This is a genomic window from Pedobacter psychroterrae (assembly GCF_004331695.1).
Taxonomy (GTDB): domain Bacteria; phylum Bacteroidota; class Bacteroidia; order Sphingobacteriales; family Sphingobacteriaceae; genus Pedobacter; species Pedobacter psychroterrae.
The window spans coordinates 445,997-466,430 of record NZ_SJSL01000002.1 but is presented as its reverse complement, the minus strand read 5'-3'; the positions used below and the strand labels follow the sequence as shown (position 1 = coordinate 466,430).

23 protein-coding genes are annotated in these 20,434 nt (G+C 40.1%); 11 read left to right on the top strand and 12 right to left on the bottom strand.

Features of this window, described 5'->3' with window-relative positions; all coding sequences use genetic code 11:
• Positions 1 to 21 precede the first annotated feature (21 nt).
• Genes EZ437_RS10395 through EZ437_RS10380 form a run of 4 tightly spaced genes read left to right on the top strand, consistent with a single transcriptional unit; the run spans position 22 to position 2,448 of the window.
• Positions 22 to 468 carry a 3-hydroxyacyl-ACP dehydratase FabZ family protein gene (locus tag EZ437_RS10395; protein WP_131595859.1) on the top strand — a complete coding sequence of 149 codons (447 nt, stop codon included), beginning with the start codon at positions 22 to 24 and terminating at the stop codon, positions 466 to 468.
• On the top strand, positions 461 to 1,729 hold the full coding sequence (locus tag EZ437_RS10390; protein WP_131595858.1) for a beta-ketoacyl-[acyl-carrier-protein] synthase family protein: 1,269 nt from the start codon (positions 461 to 463) through the stop codon (positions 1,727 to 1,729). Before EZ437_RS10395 ends, EZ437_RS10390 begins: the two co-directional genes overlap by 8 nt.
• Before the next feature lies 1 nt (position 1,730).
• Positions 1,731 to 1,994 (top strand): acyl carrier protein, encoded by a 264-nt coding sequence (locus EZ437_RS10385; RefSeq protein ID WP_131595857.1) that lies wholly within the window; start codon positions 1,731 to 1,733, stop codon positions 1,992 to 1,994.
• The gene (locus tag EZ437_RS10380; protein WP_131595856.1) at positions 1,984 to 2,448 is read left to right on the top strand and encodes a 4'-phosphopantetheinyl transferase family protein; all 465 of its coding nucleotides are present in this window, start codon (positions 1,984 to 1,986) and stop codon (positions 2,446 to 2,448) included. The genes EZ437_RS10385 and EZ437_RS10380 overlap by 11 nt, the downstream gene beginning before the upstream one ends.
• Here EZ437_RS10380 and EZ437_RS10375 read toward each other — a convergent pair.
• From EZ437_RS10375 to EZ437_RS10365, 3 genes are all read right to left on the bottom strand, one after another.
• Positions 2,439 to 3,335 carry a Ppx/GppA phosphatase family protein gene (locus tag EZ437_RS10375; RefSeq protein WP_131595855.1) on the bottom strand — a complete coding sequence of 299 codons (897 nt, stop codon included), beginning with the start codon at positions 3,333 to 3,335 and terminating at the stop codon, positions 2,439 to 2,441. The two genes, EZ437_RS10380 and EZ437_RS10375, sit on opposite strands and share 10 nt — an antisense overlap.
• A complete protein-coding gene (ppk1, locus tag EZ437_RS10370; protein ID WP_131595854.1) occupies positions 3,335 to 5,392 on the bottom strand; it encodes a polyphosphate kinase 1 in 2,058 nt (685 codons plus the stop codon). Before ppk1 ends, EZ437_RS10375 begins: the two co-directional genes overlap by 1 nt.
• 109 nt (positions 5,393 to 5,501) lie before the next feature.
• Positions 5,502 to 6,023 (bottom strand): hypothetical protein, encoded by a 522-nt coding sequence (locus EZ437_RS10365; RefSeq protein WP_131595853.1) that lies wholly within the window; start codon positions 6,021 to 6,023, stop codon positions 5,502 to 5,504.
• A gap of 78 nt (positions 6,024 to 6,101) precedes the next feature.
• Between EZ437_RS10365 and EZ437_RS10360 the strand changes: the two genes are divergently transcribed.
• Positions 6,102 to 6,593, top strand: coding sequence for a YajQ family cyclic di-GMP-binding protein (locus tag EZ437_RS10360; protein ID WP_131595852.1), 492 nt, complete (start codon positions 6,102 to 6,104; stop codon positions 6,591 to 6,593).
• Complete coding sequence (locus EZ437_RS10355; protein WP_131595851.1) at positions 6,593 to 7,036, top strand: GNAT family N-acetyltransferase; 444 nt, start codon at positions 6,593 to 6,595, stop codon at positions 7,034 to 7,036. The genes EZ437_RS10360 and EZ437_RS10355 overlap by 1 nt, the downstream gene beginning before the upstream one ends.
• Here the strand turns inward: EZ437_RS10355 and EZ437_RS10350 are convergent.
• Positions 7,033 to 8,346, bottom strand: coding sequence for a nicotinamide mononucleotide adenylyltransferase (locus tag EZ437_RS10350; protein WP_131595850.1), 1,314 nt, complete (start codon positions 8,344 to 8,346; stop codon positions 7,033 to 7,035). The two genes, EZ437_RS10355 and EZ437_RS10350, sit on opposite strands and share 4 nt — an antisense overlap.
• A 56-nt stretch (positions 8,347 to 8,402) precedes the next feature.
• Between EZ437_RS10350 and EZ437_RS10345 the strand changes: the two genes are divergently transcribed.
• Entirely contained in the window at positions 8,403 to 10,118 is a 1,716-nt protein-coding gene (locus EZ437_RS10345; RefSeq protein WP_131595849.1) for an ABC transporter ATP-binding protein, read from the top strand.
• Here EZ437_RS10345 and EZ437_RS10340 read toward each other — a convergent pair.
• Positions 10,110 to 11,051 (bottom strand): mechanosensitive ion channel family protein, encoded by a 942-nt coding sequence (locus tag EZ437_RS10340; RefSeq protein ID WP_131595848.1) that lies wholly within the window; start codon positions 11,049 to 11,051, stop codon positions 10,110 to 10,112. The two genes, EZ437_RS10345 and EZ437_RS10340, sit on opposite strands and share 9 nt — an antisense overlap.
• Before the next feature lie 108 nt (positions 11,052 to 11,159).
• On the opposite strand from EZ437_RS10340, the gene rnr reads away from it, so the two are divergent.
• Positions 11,160 to 13,292, top strand: coding sequence for a ribonuclease R (rnr, locus tag EZ437_RS10335; RefSeq protein WP_131595847.1), 2,133 nt, complete (start codon positions 11,160 to 11,162; stop codon positions 13,290 to 13,292).
• 9 nt (positions 13,293 to 13,301) lie between these two features.
• A complete protein-coding gene (locus tag EZ437_RS10330; RefSeq protein WP_131595846.1) occupies positions 13,302 to 14,270 on the top strand; it encodes a polyprenyl synthetase family protein in 969 nt (322 codons plus the stop codon).
• A 66-nt stretch (positions 14,271 to 14,336) separates the two neighbouring features.
• On the opposite strand, the gene rpmA is transcribed toward EZ437_RS10330, so the two are convergent.
• The 4 genes from rpmA to EZ437_RS10310 form a co-directional block, all read right to left on the bottom strand.
• Positions 14,337 to 14,774: a 50S ribosomal protein L27 gene (gene rpmA / locus EZ437_RS22010; protein WP_131595845.1), complete on the bottom strand. Its 438-nt coding sequence runs from the start codon at positions 14,772 to 14,774 to the stop codon at positions 14,337 to 14,339.
• A 58-nt stretch (positions 14,775 to 14,832) separates the two neighbouring features.
• Complete coding sequence (gene rplU, locus EZ437_RS10320; RefSeq protein WP_008241463.1) at positions 14,833 to 15,144, bottom strand: 50S ribosomal protein L21; 312 nt, start codon at positions 15,142 to 15,144, stop codon at positions 14,833 to 14,835.
• An 86-nt stretch (positions 15,145 to 15,230) separates the two neighbouring features.
• Entirely contained in the window at positions 15,231 to 15,662 is a 432-nt protein-coding gene (locus EZ437_RS10315) for a hypothetical protein (protein WP_225869549.1), read from the bottom strand.
• An 84-nt stretch (positions 15,663 to 15,746) separates the two neighbouring features.
• On the bottom strand, positions 15,747 to 17,174 hold the full coding sequence (locus EZ437_RS10310; protein WP_131595843.1) for a dicarboxylate/amino acid:cation symporter: 1,428 nt from the start codon (positions 17,172 to 17,174) through the stop codon (positions 15,747 to 15,749).
• Between the two features lie 133 nt (positions 17,175 to 17,307).
• Here EZ437_RS10310 and EZ437_RS10305 point away from each other — a divergent pair, with 133 nt between their 5' ends.
• Positions 17,308 to 17,805, top strand: coding sequence for an RNA polymerase sigma factor (locus EZ437_RS10305; protein WP_131595842.1), 498 nt, complete (start codon positions 17,308 to 17,310; stop codon positions 17,803 to 17,805).
• Entirely contained in the window at positions 17,792 to 18,391 is a 600-nt protein-coding gene (locus EZ437_RS10300; protein ID WP_131595841.1) for a hypothetical protein, read from the top strand. Before EZ437_RS10305 ends, EZ437_RS10300 begins: the two co-directional genes overlap by 14 nt.
• A gap of 139 nt (positions 18,392 to 18,530) precedes the next feature.
• Here EZ437_RS10300 and EZ437_RS10295 read toward each other — a convergent pair whose 3' ends face one another.
• The 3 genes from EZ437_RS10295 to EZ437_RS10285 all read right to left on the bottom strand — a co-directional run bounded on the left by EZ437_RS10295 (position 18,531) and on the right by EZ437_RS10285 (position 20,258).
• Entirely contained in the window at positions 18,531 to 18,965 is a 435-nt protein-coding gene (locus EZ437_RS10295) for a hypothetical protein (RefSeq protein WP_131595840.1), read from the bottom strand.
• 64 nt (positions 18,966 to 19,029) lie between these two features.
• Positions 19,030 to 19,887 carry a helix-turn-helix transcriptional regulator gene (locus EZ437_RS10290; protein WP_131595839.1) on the bottom strand — a complete coding sequence of 286 codons (858 nt, stop codon included), beginning with the start codon at positions 19,885 to 19,887 and terminating at the stop codon, positions 19,030 to 19,032.
• A gap of 11 nt (positions 19,888 to 19,898) precedes the next feature.
• Positions 19,899 to 20,258: a VOC family protein gene (locus EZ437_RS10285; protein ID WP_131595838.1), complete on the bottom strand. Its 360-nt coding sequence runs from the start codon at positions 20,256 to 20,258 to the stop codon at positions 19,899 to 19,901.
• Positions 20,259 to 20,434: the final 176 nt, after the last annotated feature.

Here is a 20,434-nt window from a genome sequence, read left to right as displayed (position 1 = left end):
TAGCCTCCTAATAAAGTTGACATGAATAAAGAAGAGATTTTAGCGTACCTGCCCTATACCGAGCCATTTCTCTTTGTAGACGAACTGTTGGAAATAGACGAAAACGGAGCGACAGGCACTTTTACTTTTCGTAAAGATCTTGATTTCTACAAAGGGCATTTTAAGGACCATCCGGTAACACCTGGAGTAATACTTACAGAGACTATGGCCCAGATCGGCCTGGTATGTCTGGGTATTTATTTATCCGGGACTGCCGTTTCTGGTGCCCCGGGCCATGTGATGCTCACATCCACGGCGATCGATTTTATGAAGCCTGTATTTCCCGGAGAACGGGTTAAGGTGGTGGCGGAGAAGGTTTATTTTCGATTTAAAAAATTAAACTGCAATGTACAGATGATCAATGAGGCCGGCGAAGTAGTATGCAGGGGTAATATTTCTGGCATGGTAACAAATAAAATGAATGGATAGCAGGGTGGTGATTACCGGAATGGGGGTGGTGGCTCCAAATGGAGTTGGACTGGATGCATTTAGGAAAGCCGTTAAAAATGGTATTTCGGGCATCAGGCATGATCCCGATATGGAACGGCTGGACTTTTCCTGCCATATAACAGGCAAGCCCGAGTTATCTACCGAGCTGATCTCTGAATATTTTACCAACCTGGAGCTCAGAAACTTTAATGCCTCTGGCATTACTTATGGGGTGATGGCTGGTATGGATGCATGGAAAGATGCAGGTATGGAAATATCATCGGGTGAAGAACCTGACTGGGACAGCGGAACGATTTTTGGCGCCGGGACTTCGGGCATAGCCAGGTTTCGCGAAGCGATCTATAAGACTGATGAAATGCAGGGACGCAGGTTGGGCAGCACGGTAGTGGCCCAGACAATGGTCAGCGGAGTAAGTGCCTATCTGGGAGGTAAACTCGGACTTGGAAATCAGGTAACGACCAATTCATCGGCCTGCATCACAGGTGCAGAAAGTATTTTATTGGCTTATGAACGCATTAAAGCTGGCAGGGCCGTAAGAATGATTGCCGGCAGTACAAGCGACAGCGGGCCATATATATGGGGCGGATTTGACGCAATGAAGGTATGTAACTATAAGCACAATGATGATCCGGAGGCGGGCTCAAGACCAATGAGCGCTTCTGCAAGTGGATTTGTACCGTCAAGTGGTGCGGGAGCTTTGGTACTGGAATCACTGGAAAGCGCCATCGCCAGAGGCGCAAAAATCTATGCGGAAGTGCTGGGGGGGCATATAAACTCAGGCGGACAGCGGGGAACAGGGTCTATGACTGCTCCAAACAGCACAGCGGTACAGCGATGCATTAAAAACGCAATAAAGGAAGCAGGGATTACAGCTGCTGAAATTGATGTAATTAACGGGCACCTTACTGCCACTTCAAAGGACGCACTCGAAATAGAAAACTGGAGCATCGCACTGCAAAGAAAAGGGGCAGATTTTCCATACATTAATTCGCTTAAATCTACCATAGGGCATTGCCTTTCTGCATCTGGAAGCATAGAAAGCGTCGCTTCTGTATTGCAGATCAGTGAAGGCTTTATCTTTCCAAACATTAACTGTGAAGACCTGCACCCGGAGATTAAAACAGTAATAGATAGCCAGCGGATCCCAACTAAACTGCTCAACAAAGACATCAATATTCTAGCCAAGGCCAGTTTCGGCTTTGGAGACGTAAATGCATGCCTCATCTTTAAAAAATACTAATATGAACAACTCAGAATTACTAGAAAAACTTAAGCCTATCGTGGCAAACTATGCACACAACAAAGAGGCAATTGACGACATTACTGAGCATACAGATTTCATCAACGATCTGAAGATAAATTCTGCAAACCTGGTGGACGTGGTATTGGACATTGAAGAAGAATTTGGCATAGAGATAGACAACCTGTCTATGGAAAAAATGCTGACAGTAAGTGCTGCCATCGAGATTATTGAAGGCAAACTAAAAGAAAAGAATGATCGGTAACGACATAGTTGATCTACTGCAGGCCGACAAGGACAGTAACTGGAAGAGAAAGGGCTACCTGGATAAGATCTTTACCGAAGAAGAGCAGTTCCTGATCTCGTCTGACATGCACCCCGCATTAATGGTGTGGTTGCTTTGGAGCATGAAAGAGGCTGCTTATAAGATCAATTCGAGGGTCACCAAACTGCGTACGTTTGCCCCTATTAAATTACGATGCAATAACCTGATCATCCGTAAATGCGGAGCAACAGGCAATATACTATATGAAGATGAAATGTATTTTACTTCAAGCGCATTCAACGAGGATTATGTACATACCATAGCCGCTATCACTGAAAAAGACCTGTTGCTAACTGATATTAAAATTACCGAACATACGAGTAACGAATACAGAAGCAGCAACCCGGCCTCTGTAAGTCACCACGGCCGCTTCCTGGCACTGGCTTATATATAGGTTTCGTTTTTTAAATTCTCCTCAATCAATAGGTTAATAATACCATCTACCATCCCTACTTTTGGCACATAGATGTGTTTTATACCAGTCCATTTCATTAAGGTAATGAAGATCTCTGAGGCAGGTATGATCACGTCTGCCCTATCTGGGTTCAGATCGTAAATTGTGATCCGTTCTTTTAAAGAATGTGCATTCAGCTCATTATAAAGCCCTTTTAATTTCAAAAATGACATTGGACTTCCTTCCTTCTCACCAGACATCCTGAAAAGCTTATTGATGTTTCCGCCAGTACCGATACCGGCCACATTTTTAAGTGACCTGGTATGTTCTTTAACCCAGTCTTTCATTTCCTCCCAGGTTTCTTCCTTATCCTGATTGTCCAGAATTCTAATAGTGCCGATATCAAAGGATCTTGAGGCCACAGGAGCTTTATTGACAAATACGGAAAGTTCCGTACTGCCACCGCCTACATCAATGTACAGATAGCTTTTATTGGCATCCAAATTTTCTTCTATGTGATTGGAATAAATGATGTTTGCCTCACGCTGTCCTTCGATGATCTCGATGTCCAAATTGGCCTGCTCTTTAATTCTCCTAATCACCTCTGTACCATTTTTGGCCTCACGCATTGCTGAGGTAGCACACGCAAGATAGGCCGACACATGGTATACATCCATCAGGTTTCTGAAAGCGGCCATCGTTTTGACCAGGTCTACCACCTTACGCTCTGATATTTCTTGATCCAGAAAGGCATCATCTCCCAGGCGCAGGGGAACACGGATGAGTGTGTTTTTTTTAAAACCAAAACCTGTTTCCCTTGCAGAGATATCTGCGATTAGCAACCTTACAGCATTTGAACCTATATCTATAGCGGCATATCTTAACATTACTGATGCTTGTTTTTTAAGTAATTATAGGTTTGCACTTGCGCCCTAACTTTTGAAGTGAGTCTGTTTTTATGGTATTTATTGTTATTTAACCGGGTAACGTCCCTGGCCTTTACATTATCCTGCAGCTGAAAATCAATGATGTCTTTAATTTCTTGGCGTACCTCATCGTCGAGTACGGGAAAGCCTACCTCTACCCTGTGTTCGAAGTTGCGGCTCATCAGGTCTGCAGAAGAAAGGTACATTTCTTCTTTGCCGTTATTGCCAAATATGAATACCCTGGCATGCTCCAGAAACTTATCGATAATACTGATGACCGTTATATTTTCACTAAAGCCAGCTACTCCTGGCACAAGGGTGCAGATACCACGTACGATAAGTTTTATTTTGACCCCTGCATTGCTGGCTTCGTACAGCTTCTCTACGATACCCTCATCAGCCAGGCTGTTGACCTTTAGGATCATATAAGCAGATTTTTCCTGTCTGGCATTCTTGATCTCCCTGTCTATCAGACCATAGATTTTTGAGCGCGATTCCAGTGGTGATACGATCAGGTGTTTGAATCCTTTCGCCACCGTCTTCTTATTTAAGGCAGCAAATAGTTTGATCAGGTCATGCGTGATCTCCTTTTTAGCAGTAAAAATGCTATGATCGCAATACAATTTGGCTGTACGCTCATTAAAATTACCGGTAGCAAGATTGGCATAATAAACTGCCCTGCCCTTTTCCATTCTTTTAACCAGGCATATTTTAGAATGTACCTTATAATCTGTCAATCCATAATTTACATAAACCCCTTCTTCCTGCAGTTTATTGGTCCAGGAGATGTTGGCGCGTTCATCAAATCTTGCTTTTAGCTCTACTATACAATTAACTCTTTTGCCATTTTTGGCAGCGTTGATCAACGCATTGATGACCCTGGAGTTTTCTGCAAGCCTATATAAGGTAATATTGATTTCTGTTACCTTAGGATCAATTGCAGCCTCTCTAAGGAAAAGTATGATATAATCGTAGGACTGATAAGGCAGATTGACCAGGTAATCCCTTAGGGCCAGCTTATTAAAAATACTTTCTGTGCGGTGAAGTCCGGAAACTTTGAGTGGTACATTTGGCAAATATTCCAGGTCTTTTGACCCGACATTCGGAAAGGCTATAAAATCACTAAAACGGTGATATCTATTGCCCGGTATTAAACTTTCTGCTTCTATTTTCAATTTGCTTACAATCACTGTAAGCATGTCAAAAGGCATCTCGGTATCATAAAGCAAGCGCATTGGCTTGCCCTTTTTACGTTTGTCCAGACTGCTTTTTAGGTCTTCAATAAATTTATCGTTGATATTTTTATCGATGTCCAGTTCGGCGTCACGTGTAAGCTGAATGGAAAAGGCATCAATGATGTCATAATTAAATACGTAAAAGATATCATCAAGGCAATATTTAATGATATCTTCAGCCAGGATGATGAATTTCAGTCCGTTGGTTTCCGGCAGCACCAGAAAACGGGGGAGATCAGGTGGAAGTTCTATCAGGGCATATTTCTCGTTTTTCTTTGATGAGGCCTTTGAAAGCCGTACAAAAAAATACAGATACCTGTCTTTAAGCTCTGGAAAGGGCTTGTCCAGATCTATCATTATCGGCACCAGATTGGATAGAATGCGGTCCCTGAAATGATTGCGTACAAATTCCCCTCTGGAAACATTTAGCTGTGTCTCATTCAAAATAAAGATCCTGTTCTGCCCCAGCTCATTGATCAGGGTAGCCTGAAAAAGCTGTTCAAATTTTCTTTCCTGCTTTACAACGATATTTTTGATCTCGTTCAGTACTTTTTTTGGATTGAACCCCAGCAGCTCCTTGGCCTTATCATTGAGATTGGAGAGCCGGCTCATGGTGGCCACTCTAACCCTGTAAAACTCCTCGAGGTTTGAGGAAAAAATAGATAGAAATTTGATCCGCTCTATTAACGGGACAGTTTCATCAGCAGCTTCCTGTAAAACCCGTTCGTTGAAATATAACCAACTGATTTCTCTATTCAGGAAAGGCGCTTTTTTTTTCGTCATAAATAAAAAATAAAAAAATCCCCGTAAGGAACAGGGATGCTCAAAACTGCAAATTCTATTGTTAAATAAATGTTAATTAATTCACAAAATTACAGCCCACAAATTTAATTTATTTAGCAGCTGGTTTTTTTCTCGGTACAGTAGTCGCTTTTACAACGGGTTTAGCGACTGGTTTAGCTGCCGACTTAACAACTGATTTGACTACGGGCTTAACTGCTGACTCTGACTTTGCTGCTGCAGCTTTAGCTACTACTGCTGCTACTTTTATTGGCTTTAAAATAACTTTTGCAGCTTTTTCTTCAGTAGCTATCGCTGCTACTTTTACACTCTGCACTATAGGCTTAGCTTGTGTTGCGGCTTTTTTAACTACTTTTTTAACTTCCCTAGCGTCTTTTTTAACTGCCTTGGCTGCTGCTGTATTTTCTACCCCTGCTTTTGTACTTTTTAGCTTTTTAGCAATTTTCTTCGCGATAAATTTGCCTGCTATCTCAATGTCTTTAGCTACCCTTTCGGCATCATGGCCAAGGTGCTTTACCGCTTCCAGAAACTTGTCGGTAAGGCTTTTCTCCAATTCTTTTTTAACTGCCTTTTTTGTGTCTTTTTTTTGCACCTTTGATTTATTGGTTTTCATAACTTTACTTTTGTTTTTTGTACAGTTGAACTAATATTTATCTAAATCTAATATAATTTTTACTATAAAGCTATAATCATGCCCACTTTCGATATCGTAAGTAAAGTAGACGCGCAAACCTTTGACAATGCGATGAACAATGCCAAGAAAGAGATCTTAAACCGATATGATTTCAGTTCCTCGAAAAGCACTATTGACCATGATAAAAAGACCAACGTAATTACCATCGTTACCGAGGACGACATGCGTTTAAAGGCTATACAGGATGCAATTATCTCCAGGATGATCAAACAAAACCTGGATGCAAACAGTTTGGATTTTGGCAAGGAGCAATATGCTTCAGGCAATATGATCCGAAAAGAAATTTCTGTAAAGGAAGGGATCGACAAAGAAACGGCCAAAAAAATCGTAGCTAAAATAAAAGCCAGCGGCCTGAAAGCACAGGCATCTATGATGGACGATCAGGTAAGGGTACAAAGCAAGAGCATTGATGACCTTCAATCAGTAATAGCCTTGTGCAAAAAAGAAGACTTTGGTCAGCCGCTTCAGTTCATAAACATGAGAAACTAATGGAGATAGCTGACAGTGGCTTTATTTTTTCTGATGACAAGCAAAAAATTGATCCTGCAACTGTCCATCATTACCTCAGTACTCAATCTTACTGGGCACAAAACGTACCTCTGGAGGTGGTTAAAAAGTCCATTGAAAATTCTCTTTGCTTTGGGATCTATAAAGACACCAAACAGGTTGGTTTCGCAAGGTGGATTACCGACAAAGCAACTTTTGCTTACCTGGCCGACGTGTATGTGGAAGAAATCTATCGCGGACAGGGCCTGTCTAAAAAACTGATGTCACTTATGTTGTTTCACAAAGACCTTCAGGGACTGAGACGCTATATGCTGGGCACAGTAGATGCCCATGGGCTATATGCGCAATTTGGATTTAAAGCCATAGATCATCCGGACAGGCTAATGGCCATTGTAATCAAAGACCCCTACAAAGCAGAAAGTTAAACTGTTTTTACGTCGTCTTCACTGTAGTCTTTGATGTCCGTAATGTATCCGTTTATGATCAGGAAATCGAACAATGGTTTTGCATCAGCTGTTACCGGCATATTGGTGGTGGTAATGACTGCATTGGTTTGCTTATCCAGAAATGGATAAGCAAAAAGTTTTACGTTTTTACTAAACATGTCACTTACATAATTCAACAGCTGACTGGAATAATTCTCGCCAAAATTAGTAGAGTTAAAAACGAATTTTAAGTTGTTTATATTAGTAGATATCCCTACACTCTTAGGCCGGCAATGATCAAGGTATTTAGCAAGTTTATTATGTCTTGCAAAATTGGACACAATCACTTTATTGCCGGTTTTACACATCTCTTCTGCTCTTTTGGCTACTGCCTCAAGGTCAATGTCTTCATTTACAGCGTCGTTGGCCGACAGCACATTAGACATCAGTACTTCGATCAGAACACTCAGGTTTTCTTCTTTAACATTTTCTGTGCGGACAAACTGATCTACCGCTTTGTTGAGCATGCTAAAGTTTGGATTTGACTTCTGTGCATATTTGGTACGAAGGATCATGATATCCCTTTTATATAGCAGGTCTTTTGGCAGACGCGGGCGTCCGTCTGCATCGAATATAGCAGCATCGGAGAAGTCCTTGACGATGAGGTAAAGATTTAAAAGGATGTTATTGATGTTATGAAATGCAGGGCCGCTGACTGAGATCAGGTCGATCTCTACTGAGCCAACCGTAAGGTTATCTGCCAGCGACTCGATCATTGTTTTTGGATCTTTATTGTAATAGAAAGCTGCGTAAACCAGGTTTACCCCTATAATGCCCAATACATTTTGCTGTAAGGCGGCATCAGTATCAAGCAGACGGACATGGAAGAATATCTCGTTTGGCTCGCCTTCAGGCTCCAGCTGGAAACGCAAACCGATCCAGCCATGCGGATCATTTGATTTATTATAATTCAACGTGGTAACGGTATCTGCAAAAGCAAAGAATGTGCGGTCGTCATATTTCTCTCCGTATAGTCTTTCCGTTAACAAACCAAATTCATGGTTGAGCATTTTCAGTAAGCGCGACTGACTAACATATCTGCCAGACTCTTCTACCCCATATATGGCATCGCTAAAGGTCATGTCGTACGCCGACATTGTCTTGGCTACCGTTCCCGAAGCTGCACCGGCGGTAAAGAAGTTACGGGCCACTTCCTGCCCCGCTCCTATCTCTGCAAATGTTCCGTAAATTTTAGGGTTTAAGTTAATCTTCAAAGCCTTGCGCCGGGTATCAAGAATTTCTCTTTCCATGCCGCAAAATTAACACAAACTAGCGGATTTGGACGATAAAATCCTATCTTTAATGCATGCTCAATGTTACCGGCCTAGATATACAGTTTCAGAATGAAGAAGACAAGACCTGGATTAAAGCTGTAGAGCAGGTCACTTTTAGTGTAAAAAAAGGCCAGGTGCTGGGCATTGTGGGAGAATCCGGCTCTGGAAAATCTGTAACTTCCTTTTCTATTATGAGACTGCATGATCCTCAGAGTACAAAGATTGACGGGAAAATCGAGTTTGATCGGATAGACCTCCTGGGGTTGTCTGGAGAGGAAATAAGAAAGTACAGGGGAAATAAGATCGCCATGATCTTTCAGGAGCCCATGACTTCTCTAAATCCTGTTTTTACTTGCGGCGACCAGGTCCGCGAAGCGATCATGCTCCATCAAAAGGCTGACAGGAATACGGCAAAAGACAGGACCATCGCGCTGTTTAAAGAAGTACAGCTTCCGCGACCTGAAAATATATTTAACAGTTATCCGCACCAGTTATCTGGCGGACAAAAACAGCGGGTCATGATTGCTATGGCGCTAAGCTGCAATCCAGAGCTTCTAATTGCCGATGAGCCCACTACTGCACTGGATGTTACTGTTCAAAAGACCATACTCGAGCTTTTATTGCGACTAAAGCAGGAACGCAATATGGCGATGATCTTTATTTCGCATGACCTGGCTGTAATCAGTGAAATTGCAGATGAAGTAGTGGTAATGTACAAAGGCACAATTGTAGAAAAAGGACCCGCTGCTGAGCTGCTCAGCAATCCTGTCCATCCATATACCAAAGGCTTGCTGGCATGCAGACCTGCACCGGAGCGAATATTGAAAAAACTTCCTGTAGTAGCTGATTTTTTAGCGGAAAATGCAGCTATTGACATTCCCCGTTTATTAGTCCAGAATGCTTATACTACAGAAGAAATTGCTGCACGCAGGGCAATAATTTATGCAAAAAAACCATTACTGGAAGTAAATGGACTTAGCACATGGTATCCAATAAAGAATGGCTTTTTTAGCAAAACAACAGACCAAGTAAAAGCTGTAGACAATGTCAGCTTCAAGGTATTTCCCGGTGAAACGTTGGGACTGGTCGGTGAATCCGGATGTGGCAAAACAACTTTGGGAAGAAGTATCCTCAGGCTTGTGGAACCTACCGCTGGAGAGGTACTTTTTGAAGGTAGTAACCTCACCTCAATTAGCGCTAAGGAATTGAGAAAAGTGAGAAGACATATCCAGATCATTTTTCAGGATCCATATGCTTCACTAAATCCAAGACTGATGATTGGAACAGCCCTTATAGAACCGCTTCAGGTGCATGGGCTGTTTACAAATGATAAAGAACGAAAAGCATATATCATTAACTTACTGGAACGAGTAGGACTTGAAGCAGCGCATTTCAACAGGTATCCTCATGAGTTTTCAGGCGGCCAGCGTCAGCGCATCGTAATTGCCAGGGCCCTGGCATTGCAGCCGAAATTTATCATCTGTGATGAATCAGTATCGGCACTGGACGTTTCGGTACAAGCACAGGTATTAAATCTGCTAAGACAATTGCAGCAGGAATTGGGGCTGACCTATATTTTCATATCACATGACCTGGCCGTGGTAAAACATATATCAGACAGGATGATCGTAATGAACAAGGGCAAAATTGAAGAAGAAGGATTTCCAGAGGACGTATATAACCATCCTAAAGCTGAATATACCAAAAGACTGATAGCAGCTATACCGGGTACAACAAAGCTAATTTAATGTGCTTTTCTGTTGTTCCTTGTCAAGGTTATGTTCTTTCTTTAAAGTTACCGACAGCCTGATCAGTGCGGTATTGATAGCCCTTCTGATCTCTCTCTCTTTGACCTTATCGTAATGCTTGAGCAGCACCATCGCTTTAAAAATGGCTACATCCTTATTGATAGCAAGTGTCTTTACTGTTAATCCCTTAGGGACCACATTGGCAGCATAATTATCAAGAATCTTGTTGAGATAATTCTCGATGTACTCCGGTGTGTAGCCATTTTCCAGGCTCATATCAAACTCTATGCTTAGTTTTTTGGTGTTCTGTTTAGACTGATTGATGATTACTGAACTAAATGCAATGGAGTTTGGCACAATGACCATATCACTATCCTCATTTTGAAGGATCATATTTATCAGTGTGATGTCAAGAATCTTTCCTTCATTCTCCCCTATCTTGATGTGGTCACCCAGGGAAAGTCTGTCTGAAAACATAATGATCAACCCATTGATCATATTGGTGATATAATCTTTAAAAGTAACTGCAATTGCGGCCGCGACAATAGAAACGCTGAATATGAATTCTTCTATTGCTACATCAAACATGGTAATAAATGCAATTACCAAAAAAACCGTATTTAATATAGATACAATTCTATTGATACCCAATATGAAATTGTCTTTGATATTACTTTTAAATTTGTGCTTTCTTATATACCAGTAGATAATGACCAATCTTAAAACTGATATAACAAAACTAGGTCCTAAAAACACCATTAAAGCCTTTACAGTTATATATAGCCGGGGATATTCTACATAAAACAACTTTGGATATTCAACATACAACTGATCTTTATTGATATAGAAATAAACCAATGCCAGGTAGATCAAAGCTTTAACCAGAATCATCAGCAGTTCTTTACCTGTTTTTCTTTCCCTGTCTTCTATCATTTTATCATGCTATTTATATTGCGCTTAATCGCTTCACTAAAGCAAAGGTATAAATTAGAACAATCTATCGCATCAAATTGTTACCTTCGGGACATTGATATTTATGCTATGGCTAAAAAAAAATCATCTGATCTGGAACTCGTTTTAATACAATTAATTAGCGATGTACTGGAAAAAAGCAAAAATGAAGCACTTAATTATAAACAGGTTTCGGCTAAATTAAACATACTGGATGCTGCTGCAAAGGAGACTATATTAGAGATCTTAAAGGACCAGGTAAAGAAAGGCATCTTCCAGGAACCTGAACGAGGCAAATTTCGGTTGAAAGATTTGAAGACTTTTGTGACCGGAAAAGTAGATATGACTGCTGATGGATCGGCTTTTATCGTGCCCGATGATGAATTTGAAAAGGATATTTTTGTTTCTGCCAGAAAGCTGCACAATGCACTGAATGGCGATGTTGTGAAGGTATACATCTTTGCAAAGAAAAGCGGCCGAAAAAATGAGGGGGAAGTAGTAGAGATTATTAAGCGTGCAAAAACAGATTTCATAGGGGTAATCCGGATTTCGGATCGGTTTGCTTTTGTGAATATCGATGACCGTAAAATGCTGCACGACATATTTGTCCCATTGACTGATCTCAATGGTGCTAAAAATGGTCAGAAAGTACAGGTAAGCATTACCGACTGGCCTGAAGGAGCCAAAAATCCGATAGGAAGAATCAGCACCATACTAGGCGAACAGGGCGAAAACAATACCGAAATGAATGCCATCCTGGCACAATATGGCTTCCCGCTTGTATTTCCTGCCGAAGTAGAAAGAGAAGCAGATGCAATTCCTGAAGAAATCACAGCCGAAGACCTGCAAGGGCGCAGGGACTTTAGAGATACTGTCACCTTTACGATTGACCCTGCTGATGCAAAGGATTTTGATGATGCTATATCATTCAAAATTTTGCCAAACGGAAATTATGAAGTCGGTGTCCACATAGCCGATGTTTCTTATTATGTAAGGCCCAATAGTAAACTGGATAAAGAAGCATATGCTAGGGCTACTTCTGTGTACCTGGTAGACAGGGTGATCCCTATGCTTCCAGAGCGGTTGAGCAATGGAGTATGCTCATTGCGCCCTCATGAAGACAAGCTTTGTTTTGCTGCTGTATTTGAACTGGACGGGGAGGCAAATATAGTAACGGAATGGTTCGGACGTACCGCCATTCATTCCAACAGAAGGTTTAGCTATGAAGAAGCACAGGAAGTAATAGAAAATAAAGCAGGAGATTATGCGGATGAAATCCTTAAGCTGAATGAACTGGCGTATATTATGCGCGACAGAAAGTTTAAAAACGGGGCTATTAGCTTTGAGAGCACAGAGGTTAAGTTCAAACTGGATGAGACAGGCAAACCTATCGGAGTTTATGTAAAAGAACGGAAAGATGCCCACAAGCTAATCGAAGACTTTATGCTGCTTGCCAATAAAAAGGTTGCTGAGTTTGTGGCGAAAAAAGGCAAAGGAAAGATGAAATATACTTTTATCTATCGTTCCCATGATTCCCCTAATTTAGAGAACCTGGGCAATTTTGCACTATTTGCCGCAAGATTTGGCTACAAGATCAACATGAAGACAGATAAAGAGATTGCCAAATCTTTAAACTACCTGATGGAAGATGTGGAAGGAAAAAAAGAGCAAAATGTACTAACGCAACTGGCTATCCGGTCGATGGCCAAAGCAATTTATACAACTAAAAAAACAAGCCATTATGGACTTGCTTTTGACCATTATACCCACTTTACCTCTCCTATACGCCGGTATCCCGATGTAATGGTACACAGGCTGCTTGCACTTTACCTGGAAAATGGTAAATCTGCAAATGAAGAAGAATTTGAAACCGCAGCTTCGCATTCATCAACTATGGAAAAGCGTGCTGCAGATGCCGAACGCGCCTCAATAAAATACAAACAGGCAGAATACCTGGAAGAAAACATCGGCAACAACTTTATAGGGATTATATCCGGGGTGACCGAATGGGGCATGTATGTAGAAATAATCGAAAACAAATGCGAAGGAATGGTAAGGCTGAGAGACATATCTGATGATTTTTATGTGCTTGATGAAAAAAATTACTGTATTGTCGGCCAGCGCAAAAAGAAAAAATACCAGCTCGGTGACGAAGTAAAAGTGAAAGTCAAAAAAGTAGACCTCGCGAAGCGACAGATAGATTTTACCTTAATACAAGAATAGATTAACAGAATGCATTCTCCTACAACGTTATTAAAGCTCATAGAACAATCAATAAACGATATATCATACCCAACATACCCCAGCTCATTATATGAGCCGATAAGCTACATTATGAGCTTAGGAGGTAAACGTATCAGACCTACCATGCTATTAATGGCAACCGATCTTTTTAGTGGAGATATCCAAAAGGCCATCCCTGCCGCTCTCGCCATTGAAACTTTTCATAATTTCACACTGATCCATGACGACATAATGGACAATGCCCCTTTAAGACGGGGCAGGCAAACTGTACATGAGAAATGGGGCACCAATACTGCCATCTTAAGCGGTGATGTAATGATGGTAGAGGCCAACAAACACATAACAAGAGTTGAGCTAGCAGTGCTGAAACCCGCACTTGATACATTTAATGCTACTGCCCAGGGTGTATGCGAAGGTCAGCAACTGGACATGGAATTTGAAAACCGTGATGATGTGAGTATTGAAGAATATATAGACATGATCCGTTTAAAGACGGCAGTCCTTTTGGGAGGGGCCATGAAGCTTGGCGCAATAGTGGCTGGTGCAAATGACCAGGAAGCTGATCATATTTATGATTTCGGAGAAAACCTTGGGATTGCATTTCAATTGCAGGATGATATACTAGATGTTTTTGGCGATCCTGAAAAATTCGGAAAACAAATAGCTGGTGACATCATAGCCAATAAAAAAACCTTCCTGCTATTAAAATTGCAGGAGCTCGTAAGCCCGGAAGACAACCCGAAGCTTACTCAACAATTCAGCAACAAAGACTTCGAGAAAAAGATTCAACAGGTTACCCGCCTGTATGGCAACTATAAAATAAGAGAACTGGCTACTTCGGAAATGAAGGTATATCTGGACAAGGCCTTTAAGGCCTTAAACAACATACAAGTACCGGAATCGCAAAAAACTGAAATCATCAGACTCGCGCGGCAATTGATGAACAGGGAATACTGATTGTCTCAACATAAAAAAACCCGTCTCTAAAAGAAACGGGTTTTTAAATTCTTATACTAAGCTTTCTTATTCTGCAGGTGCAGCTTCAGTTTCTGTGCTTTCTGCTTCTTTAGCTTCAGCTTTAACAGCTTTCTTAGCAGGTGCTTTTTTAGCAGGCGCTTCTTCAGCCACTACTGTCTCAGCAACAGGCGCTTCAGCTTTAGCTACTTTTTTAGCAGGTGCTTTTTCAGCAGCAACTTCTTTAACTACCGCAGGAGGCAAAATAGATACATATGATTTGTTATCTTGTTTCTTTTTGAAGATCACAGTACCATCAACCAAAGCAAATAGTGTATGGTCTTTACCAATACCTACTCCTTTATCCGGATGGTGTTTTGTACCACGCTGACGTACTAAAATGTTTCCAGCGATAGCTTCCTGACCACCAAATATTTTGATACCTAGACGCTTGCTATGTGACTCACGTCCGTTCCTGGAACTACCGGCTCCTTTTTTATGTGCCATCTTGTTTTATATTTTACAGATTACCTGATTAAGCAGTAACCTTATGTTTAACAAATAATTATAAACTGATACCAGAAATCTGGATTTTAGTGAAATACTGACGGTGTCCGTTTTTCTTTTTGTAACCTTTTCTACGTTTCTTTTTGAAAACGATCACTTTATCACCTTTTAAATGAGACACGATCTTAGCTGAAACAGTTGCGCCTTTCAATGCAGGAGCTCCTACAGAGATTTTACCACCATCTTCAACCAACAATACATTGTCAAATTCAATACTAGCGCCTTCATCTCCTTGTAAACGGTGTACAAAAAGGTGCTGGTCTTTTGCAACTTTGAATTGCTGCCCTGCTATATTTACTATTGCGTACATTGTTAAATATTTATTATTTTAAATTGTTTATTTTTAACGAGGTGCAAATATAGAATTTATTTTTCTAAATACACAACAGAGTTATTTTATTTATTGCTGTATCGTTCTTCAGCATCATTAATACTCTGACTGATCAGCTTAATCATTTGTGCTGCAACATCCCTAAGCTTAGGGATCTCATTATAATCCGTCAGATAAATTACTTTTTTTGATTTTCTTTTATAGTTAAACTGAATTTCGTACCGCAGTACTTTAGGAGATTTTAAGTCACTCCCACTGTTTGCCACTACATCAGGGAAATTCCATAGTCCCAGTTCATTTGCTTTGCTATGCAAATAGAGCATGTCGTTACTACGTAGCTTTACACGAGTCTTAACAATAGAGTCTCTGCTGTTCACATACTGATAATCACCAGTTGCAGAGTTATAGGTATTTTCAAGATTACTACCTACTCCCCATTTAAACTGGAAAGATTCAAACTCAGCCGACTTAAACGGTGCATTGCGCAGTATAGGCATATAATAGAAGACACAGTACGCCAAAAATGGGACAATAATGGTTAACGCTAAAAAAATTTTCTTTGTTTTTGAGTTCATAATCTATTACGCTTCTGCTGTTTCTACAGAGTCAGGGTTATACTCCCCTTCCCATTTGGCTATCACCACCGTAGCCAGACAATTTCCAATTACATTCAATGAAGTCCTGCCCATGTCCATCAATTCATCAATCCCCAATATCGCCGCAATAATGAACGTAGGTAAGCCAAACTGGTCCGCCGTCGCAATCAGGATAATAAGCGAGGCCCGGGGTATAGCCGCCACTCCCTTGCTAGTGATCATCAGCGTAAATACGATCATCAACTGCTCGCCAAACGACAAATGCATTCCGGCAGCCTGCGCCACAAATATAGAGGCCAGGGACAAATATAAAGTAGTACCGTCAAGGTTAAAACTGTAGCCGGTAGGGATTACAAATGAAACAATCTTTCTTGGTACGCCAAATTTTTCCATCGCACTCATTGCCTTTGGCAAGGCTGCATCTGAACTGGTGGTTGCAAAAGCAATTGAAACCGGCTCCTTTATTGCATTAATAAATTTTTTGATGGGTAGCTTTATGTATAGTGCTACTGGCAACAATACCAAAAGTATAAACGCAAACAAGGCTGCATAAAGCGTAGCCACAAGCATAAATAAGTGCTTAAGGATATCTACGCCCATATGCCCTACTGTATAGGCCATAGCTGCCCCCACCCCTATCGGCGCAAAATACATGATCACATTGGTAAACTTAAACATGGTTTCCGACAAACTCTCACAAAAATCAACCATGGGTTTCCTTTTTTTCTCATCCACCATTGCCAATCCTATACCAAATATGATAGAGAAAATTACAATCTGTAAGATCTGTGCATCGTAGATAGATTTAGCGATATTTTCAGGAAAAATATTTCGGAAGAAAGCCAGTGTCTTATATAGCCAATGTACATTATCAGGCAATGTCTGAAGAATGCTTTCATCTGCCAGGTCTTTTACAGGCTTTGGTAATTCATTATGCGGCATGTTCTCTATATTTACCCCAGTGCCGGCCTGTGATAAATTAATTGCTGCCAATCCGATGAACAGGGCAATTGTGGTAGCAAAATAAAAGTAAGCCATTGATTTCCATGCCATCCTCCCTACTTGTTTCAGATCCGAATGGCCGGCTATACCATAAACCAGTGTTGCGAATAAAATCGGGCCCACTATCGTTTTTACGAGTTTTATAAACCCCTTGCTCAGCGGTTGGAGTGCAACTGCCACATGAGGATAGTCTATTCCTATAAAAACACCTAAAACCATACATACCAATATCCAGGTAGTGAGGTTCTTTTTCATTAAAGCGTATATAACCAGTTCCAATGCAAGCACCCACCTTGTCGCCATCATGATATTGTCGGGTATTGCTAATATGTTGAAGTCTTTAAGTACTCCCAGGAAGACTGCTACCGTAATAAACATTAAAGTGATTAACCCAACACGGCTTTGCTTCATACTATGAGGTTTTGTTTGATGCAACAAAAGTAATTAATTGCACTAAGCCAGCAAACATTTATTATTTTTGGAAATCATAATGGCTGTAACATTTTAAAGTTATGGCTATCAAATACCCGTCAGCCGTTAATTAATGGAAAATAAGGATCAGTTATTCAAACAAATTTTCGATACAAATTCTAAGAAGATATTCCATTTATGCTATGGTTATACGGGAGATGAAGACTCTGCCAATGATTTATTGCAGGAAACTTTCTTAAAAGTCTGGCAAAATTTAGACAAATTCAGAAATAAGTCCCTGATCTCTACATGGATTTACCGGATCGCTGTAAATACTTGTCTTACCTATCTGCGATCAGAAAAAAGACAGGCAAAGGATGAACTTACTGACAATATTATTGAAAACCAGGTCGAGGAATTTTCAGAGAAAAACGAACAGGTAGCACTGCTCTATAAATCAATAGCTAAATTAGAAGAAAATGACCGTTTGATCATTACGATGGTACTTGACGAGTTGCCCTACCATGAAATAGCAGAAATCTCAGGAATAAGTGAAGGGAATCTCAGGGTTAAAATTCATCGTATTAAACAAAAACTTACCGAACTATACAATCAGCATGCAAGAATTTGATCATATACAATCGCTGTGGCAATCCCATTCTGTTGAGGTAAAAATCTCTTCAGATGAAATGTTGTCGCAGGCAAAGAAAGAAGTAGCGGGGATCAGAACAAGATCACTTTTGAATATTGCTGGGATGATCATGTCTTTTGCAGCCATCGCAGCCCTGCTCATCTTTTTTCAGTTCAACTCCTGGGCCACCCCGGCGGGATTATGCATCATTCTACTCTCAATAGCCATCTCGACTTTCATCTTGTATAAAGATCATACAATCATATCCCGTAATGACTTTACCCAACATCCCAACGACTTTCTAACGCAATTAAAAAAGTACCAGCTAAATAAGTTCACTATTTACAATAAGCTATATTGGTTTTATGCTATAGCGCTGAGTGTAGGTTTTATGTTCTATTTCTACGAAATGCTGGATAATCTGTCCATCTGGATCCAGGTCGGCATCGCTGCATTTACTATATTCTGGATGGCACTATGTGCTACGATACTTCGGAAATCTTATCTGAAAAGAGAAAAAGAACGCATTGACCTACTGATTGAAAAATTCGAAAGAATCAGCAAACAGTTCATAGAACAGCAATAAAAAAGTCATCCGGTTCTACCCGAATGACTTTTATTATTAACTAACCCAAATTAAATTTATCCAAATTTAAGCAAGGGCTTCCTGTTTCAAATATACCTTCGTCTCTTACAATAAAATGTGCGAAAATCACCAATGATGATTAAACATTAAATCTGTTGATCTGGGTAATTTTCCAGTTGCCTTCTTTGTCTTTTTCTAACTGAATATAATTTTGCTGTACAAATTCAGGGAATTTGAAGTCTACCCTCGCCATAACAATGCAATCACATTCAGAAAGGATTTCCTGACTTGCCTCGCAATTCAATAGCAGTTCACCTCCTTTTTTATAGAACCTGACCAAATCTTTCTTGTGATGCTGCACAATTTGATCTTGCTTATTTACTTTTAATACAGCACCATCATCCAGTATCCTATTAAATAATGCCGCATTGTTATGAATGTGTGCTTCTATATAGGCATCTAAAACAGTTACCGCCCTTGCATTCAGATTTTTAACAGGATTATCGTCTTTTGCTAAAGCGACAGTTGCGGATATACTCAGTATCGCCAGCAACATTAGAATTTTTCTTTTCATGATTTCATTTTTTTATTAAAATTCCATCAATAAATTGCATTTGAGTATGCAAATACCACCTTTATTACCTGTATTTACCGGGGGTAATCTTAAATGAATTCTTAAAGAGCCGGATAAATGAACTCGGGCATTCAAAACCAACAATATCTACAATTTCATTAATCGGATAATCTGTATTTTTTAAATAATATTTGGCTTGCTGAAGCCTGAAATTTGTCAGGAACTGATGCGGCGACTGATGGTAAGCCTGCTTAAACGTCCGCAACAAATGGTTTACTGAAAGACAGGCCATCTGTGCGATATCTTCCAGATGGATATTCTTATTATAATTACTGATGATATAATCTTTTGCTATTGATAAACGCTTCAATATTTCAGACTTGGTACTTTTATTCAAAAATTTCAATGACGCCTCCCTGTCTGTGACTTCTGAATGGTATAAATCATAATAATTTAACAGACAATGGTGCAGATACTCGGATAGCAGCAACTGGTCGTCCATACCATTATCTATATGTTTTTTGAGATGGGACAAGGTAAACCTCATATCACCCTGCAACGGATAAATAGATTCAACAAATAAGGGCTTTCCATTTTTATCACTGGCAAAACGATCAAGTAATGTACTGGTTTTGGCTACAACCGAATATTCAAAGTCTCTCACAAAATCTGGATCAAACAATACAGAAAATGTATTTACCTGCACCGCTGAATCAATCTTATTTGAATAACTGGTATCATGATTTAAAAAAATGAAACTACCGGGAAATAAAGTGAGCTGACGTTTGCCTATTGTATAAGATGCCTGGCCACTTGATACAATATTTATCGCATACTTTCCTGTCAGGTCACGATAGTGCGCATCATAAGTACTTTCACTTACAATTTCATTTTTATTAACAACTATTCTGCTAAGGCTCATCCCCCTATTATTTAAGCATCAGTATAGTCTCTTTCTTCAAGTAACATAAACCTGCTTCCCGAAGGATCATTAAAACCGATTGTCAAACCTTTATGATCATATTGCGGCTTGCCCAGTGTCTGTATGTTCCTTTGTTTAAAGAGATAATAGTCTCTCAGGCAATCATCTGTATTCAAAACATTTACTTCGTCTTTCCCCGCATTTTCCATAAAAGCCATCAGGTCTTTATTCTCATTTTGCAGCAACGGATAAACCTTTCCATTTATCTCAATTTTTTGATACATCTTGAATCCTAACTTATTAATAAAGAACTTAACGGAAGTTTCTTCACTTTTAACAAATAAAACTTTGTATTTTAAATCAGTGTTCATGATCTGCAGGCTTAACTGGATGTCTTTTAAATGGTAAATAACTATAACAAATTTAAGCCTCCTAAAGCCTTCTGTCTTCACCCCTTAAGGGGTATTTTTCATGCCAATTAAAAAATCACCCTTAAAGGGGTATTTTTTAATTGTATATTGATAAATATATTTACAATCGGCTTAAC

Excerpts from the sequence above, each read along its gene's own strand:
- EZ437_RS10395 (WP_131595859.1), top strand. The coding sequence starts at position 22 with ATGAATAAAGAAGAGATTTTAGCGTACCTGCCCTATACCGAGCCATTT.
- EZ437_RS10390 (WP_131595858.1), top strand. The coding sequence starts at position 461 with ATGGATAGCAGGGTGGTGATTACCGGAATGGGGGTGGTGGCTCCAAAT.
- EZ437_RS10385 (WP_131595857.1), top strand. The coding sequence starts at position 1,731 with ATGAACAACTCAGAATTACTAGAAAAACTTAAGCCTATCGTGGCAAAC.
- EZ437_RS10380 (WP_131595856.1), top strand. The coding sequence starts at position 1,984 with ATGATCGGTAACGACATAGTTGATCTACTGCAGGCCGACAAGGACAGT.
- EZ437_RS10375 (WP_131595855.1), bottom strand. The coding sequence starts at position 3,335 with ATGTTAAGATATGCCGCTATAGATATAGGTTCAAATGCTGTAAGGTTG.
- ppk1 (WP_131595854.1), bottom strand. The coding sequence starts at position 5,392 with ATGACGAAAAAAAAAGCGCCTTTCCTGAATAGAGAAATCAGTTGGTTA.
- EZ437_RS10365 (WP_131595853.1), bottom strand. The coding sequence starts at position 6,023 with ATGAAAACCAATAAATCAAAGGTGCAAAAAAAAGACACAAAAAAGGCA.
- EZ437_RS10360 (WP_131595852.1), top strand. The coding sequence starts at position 6,102 with ATGCCCACTTTCGATATCGTAAGTAAAGTAGACGCGCAAACCTTTGAC.
- EZ437_RS10355 (WP_131595851.1), top strand. The coding sequence starts at position 6,593 with ATGGAGATAGCTGACAGTGGCTTTATTTTTTCTGATGACAAGCAAAAA.
- EZ437_RS10350 (WP_131595850.1), bottom strand. The coding sequence starts at position 8,346 with ATGGAAAGAGAAATTCTTGATACCCGGCGCAAGGCTTTGAAGATTAAC.
- EZ437_RS10345 (WP_131595849.1), top strand. The coding sequence starts at position 8,403 with ATGCTCAATGTTACCGGCCTAGATATACAGTTTCAGAATGAAGAAGAC.
- EZ437_RS10340 (WP_131595848.1), bottom strand. The coding sequence starts at position 11,051 with ATGATAGAAGACAGGGAAAGAAAAACAGGTAAAGAACTGCTGATGATT.
- rnr (WP_131595847.1), top strand. The coding sequence starts at position 11,160 with ATGGCTAAAAAAAAATCATCTGATCTGGAACTCGTTTTAATACAATTA.
- EZ437_RS10330 (WP_131595846.1), top strand. The coding sequence starts at position 13,302 with ATGCATTCTCCTACAACGTTATTAAAGCTCATAGAACAATCAATAAAC.
- rpmA (WP_131595845.1), bottom strand. The coding sequence starts at position 14,774 with ATGGCACATAAAAAAGGAGCCGGTAGTTCCAGGAACGGACGTGAGTCA.
- rplU (WP_008241463.1), bottom strand. The coding sequence starts at position 15,144 with ATGTACGCAATAGTAAATATAGCAGGGCAGCAATTCAAAGTTGCAAAA.
- EZ437_RS10315 (WP_225869549.1), bottom strand. The coding sequence starts at position 15,662 with ATGCCTATACTGCGCAATGCACCGTTTAAGTCGGCTGAGTTTGAATCT.
- EZ437_RS10310 (WP_131595843.1), bottom strand. The coding sequence starts at position 17,174 with ATGAAGCAAAGCCGTGTTGGGTTAATCACTTTAATGTTTATTACGGTA.
- EZ437_RS10305 (WP_131595842.1), top strand. The coding sequence starts at position 17,308 with ATGGAAAATAAGGATCAGTTATTCAAACAAATTTTCGATACAAATTCT.
- EZ437_RS10300 (WP_131595841.1), top strand. The coding sequence starts at position 17,792 with ATGCAAGAATTTGATCATATACAATCGCTGTGGCAATCCCATTCTGTT.
- EZ437_RS10295 (WP_131595840.1), bottom strand. The coding sequence starts at position 18,965 with ATGAAAAGAAAAATTCTAATGTTGCTGGCGATACTGAGTATATCCGCA.
- EZ437_RS10290 (WP_131595839.1), bottom strand. The coding sequence starts at position 19,887 with ATGAGCCTTAGCAGAATAGTTGTTAATAAAAATGAAATTGTAAGTGAA.
- EZ437_RS10285 (WP_131595838.1), bottom strand. The coding sequence starts at position 20,258 with ATGAACACTGATTTAAAATACAAAGTTTTATTTGTTAAAAGTGAAGAA.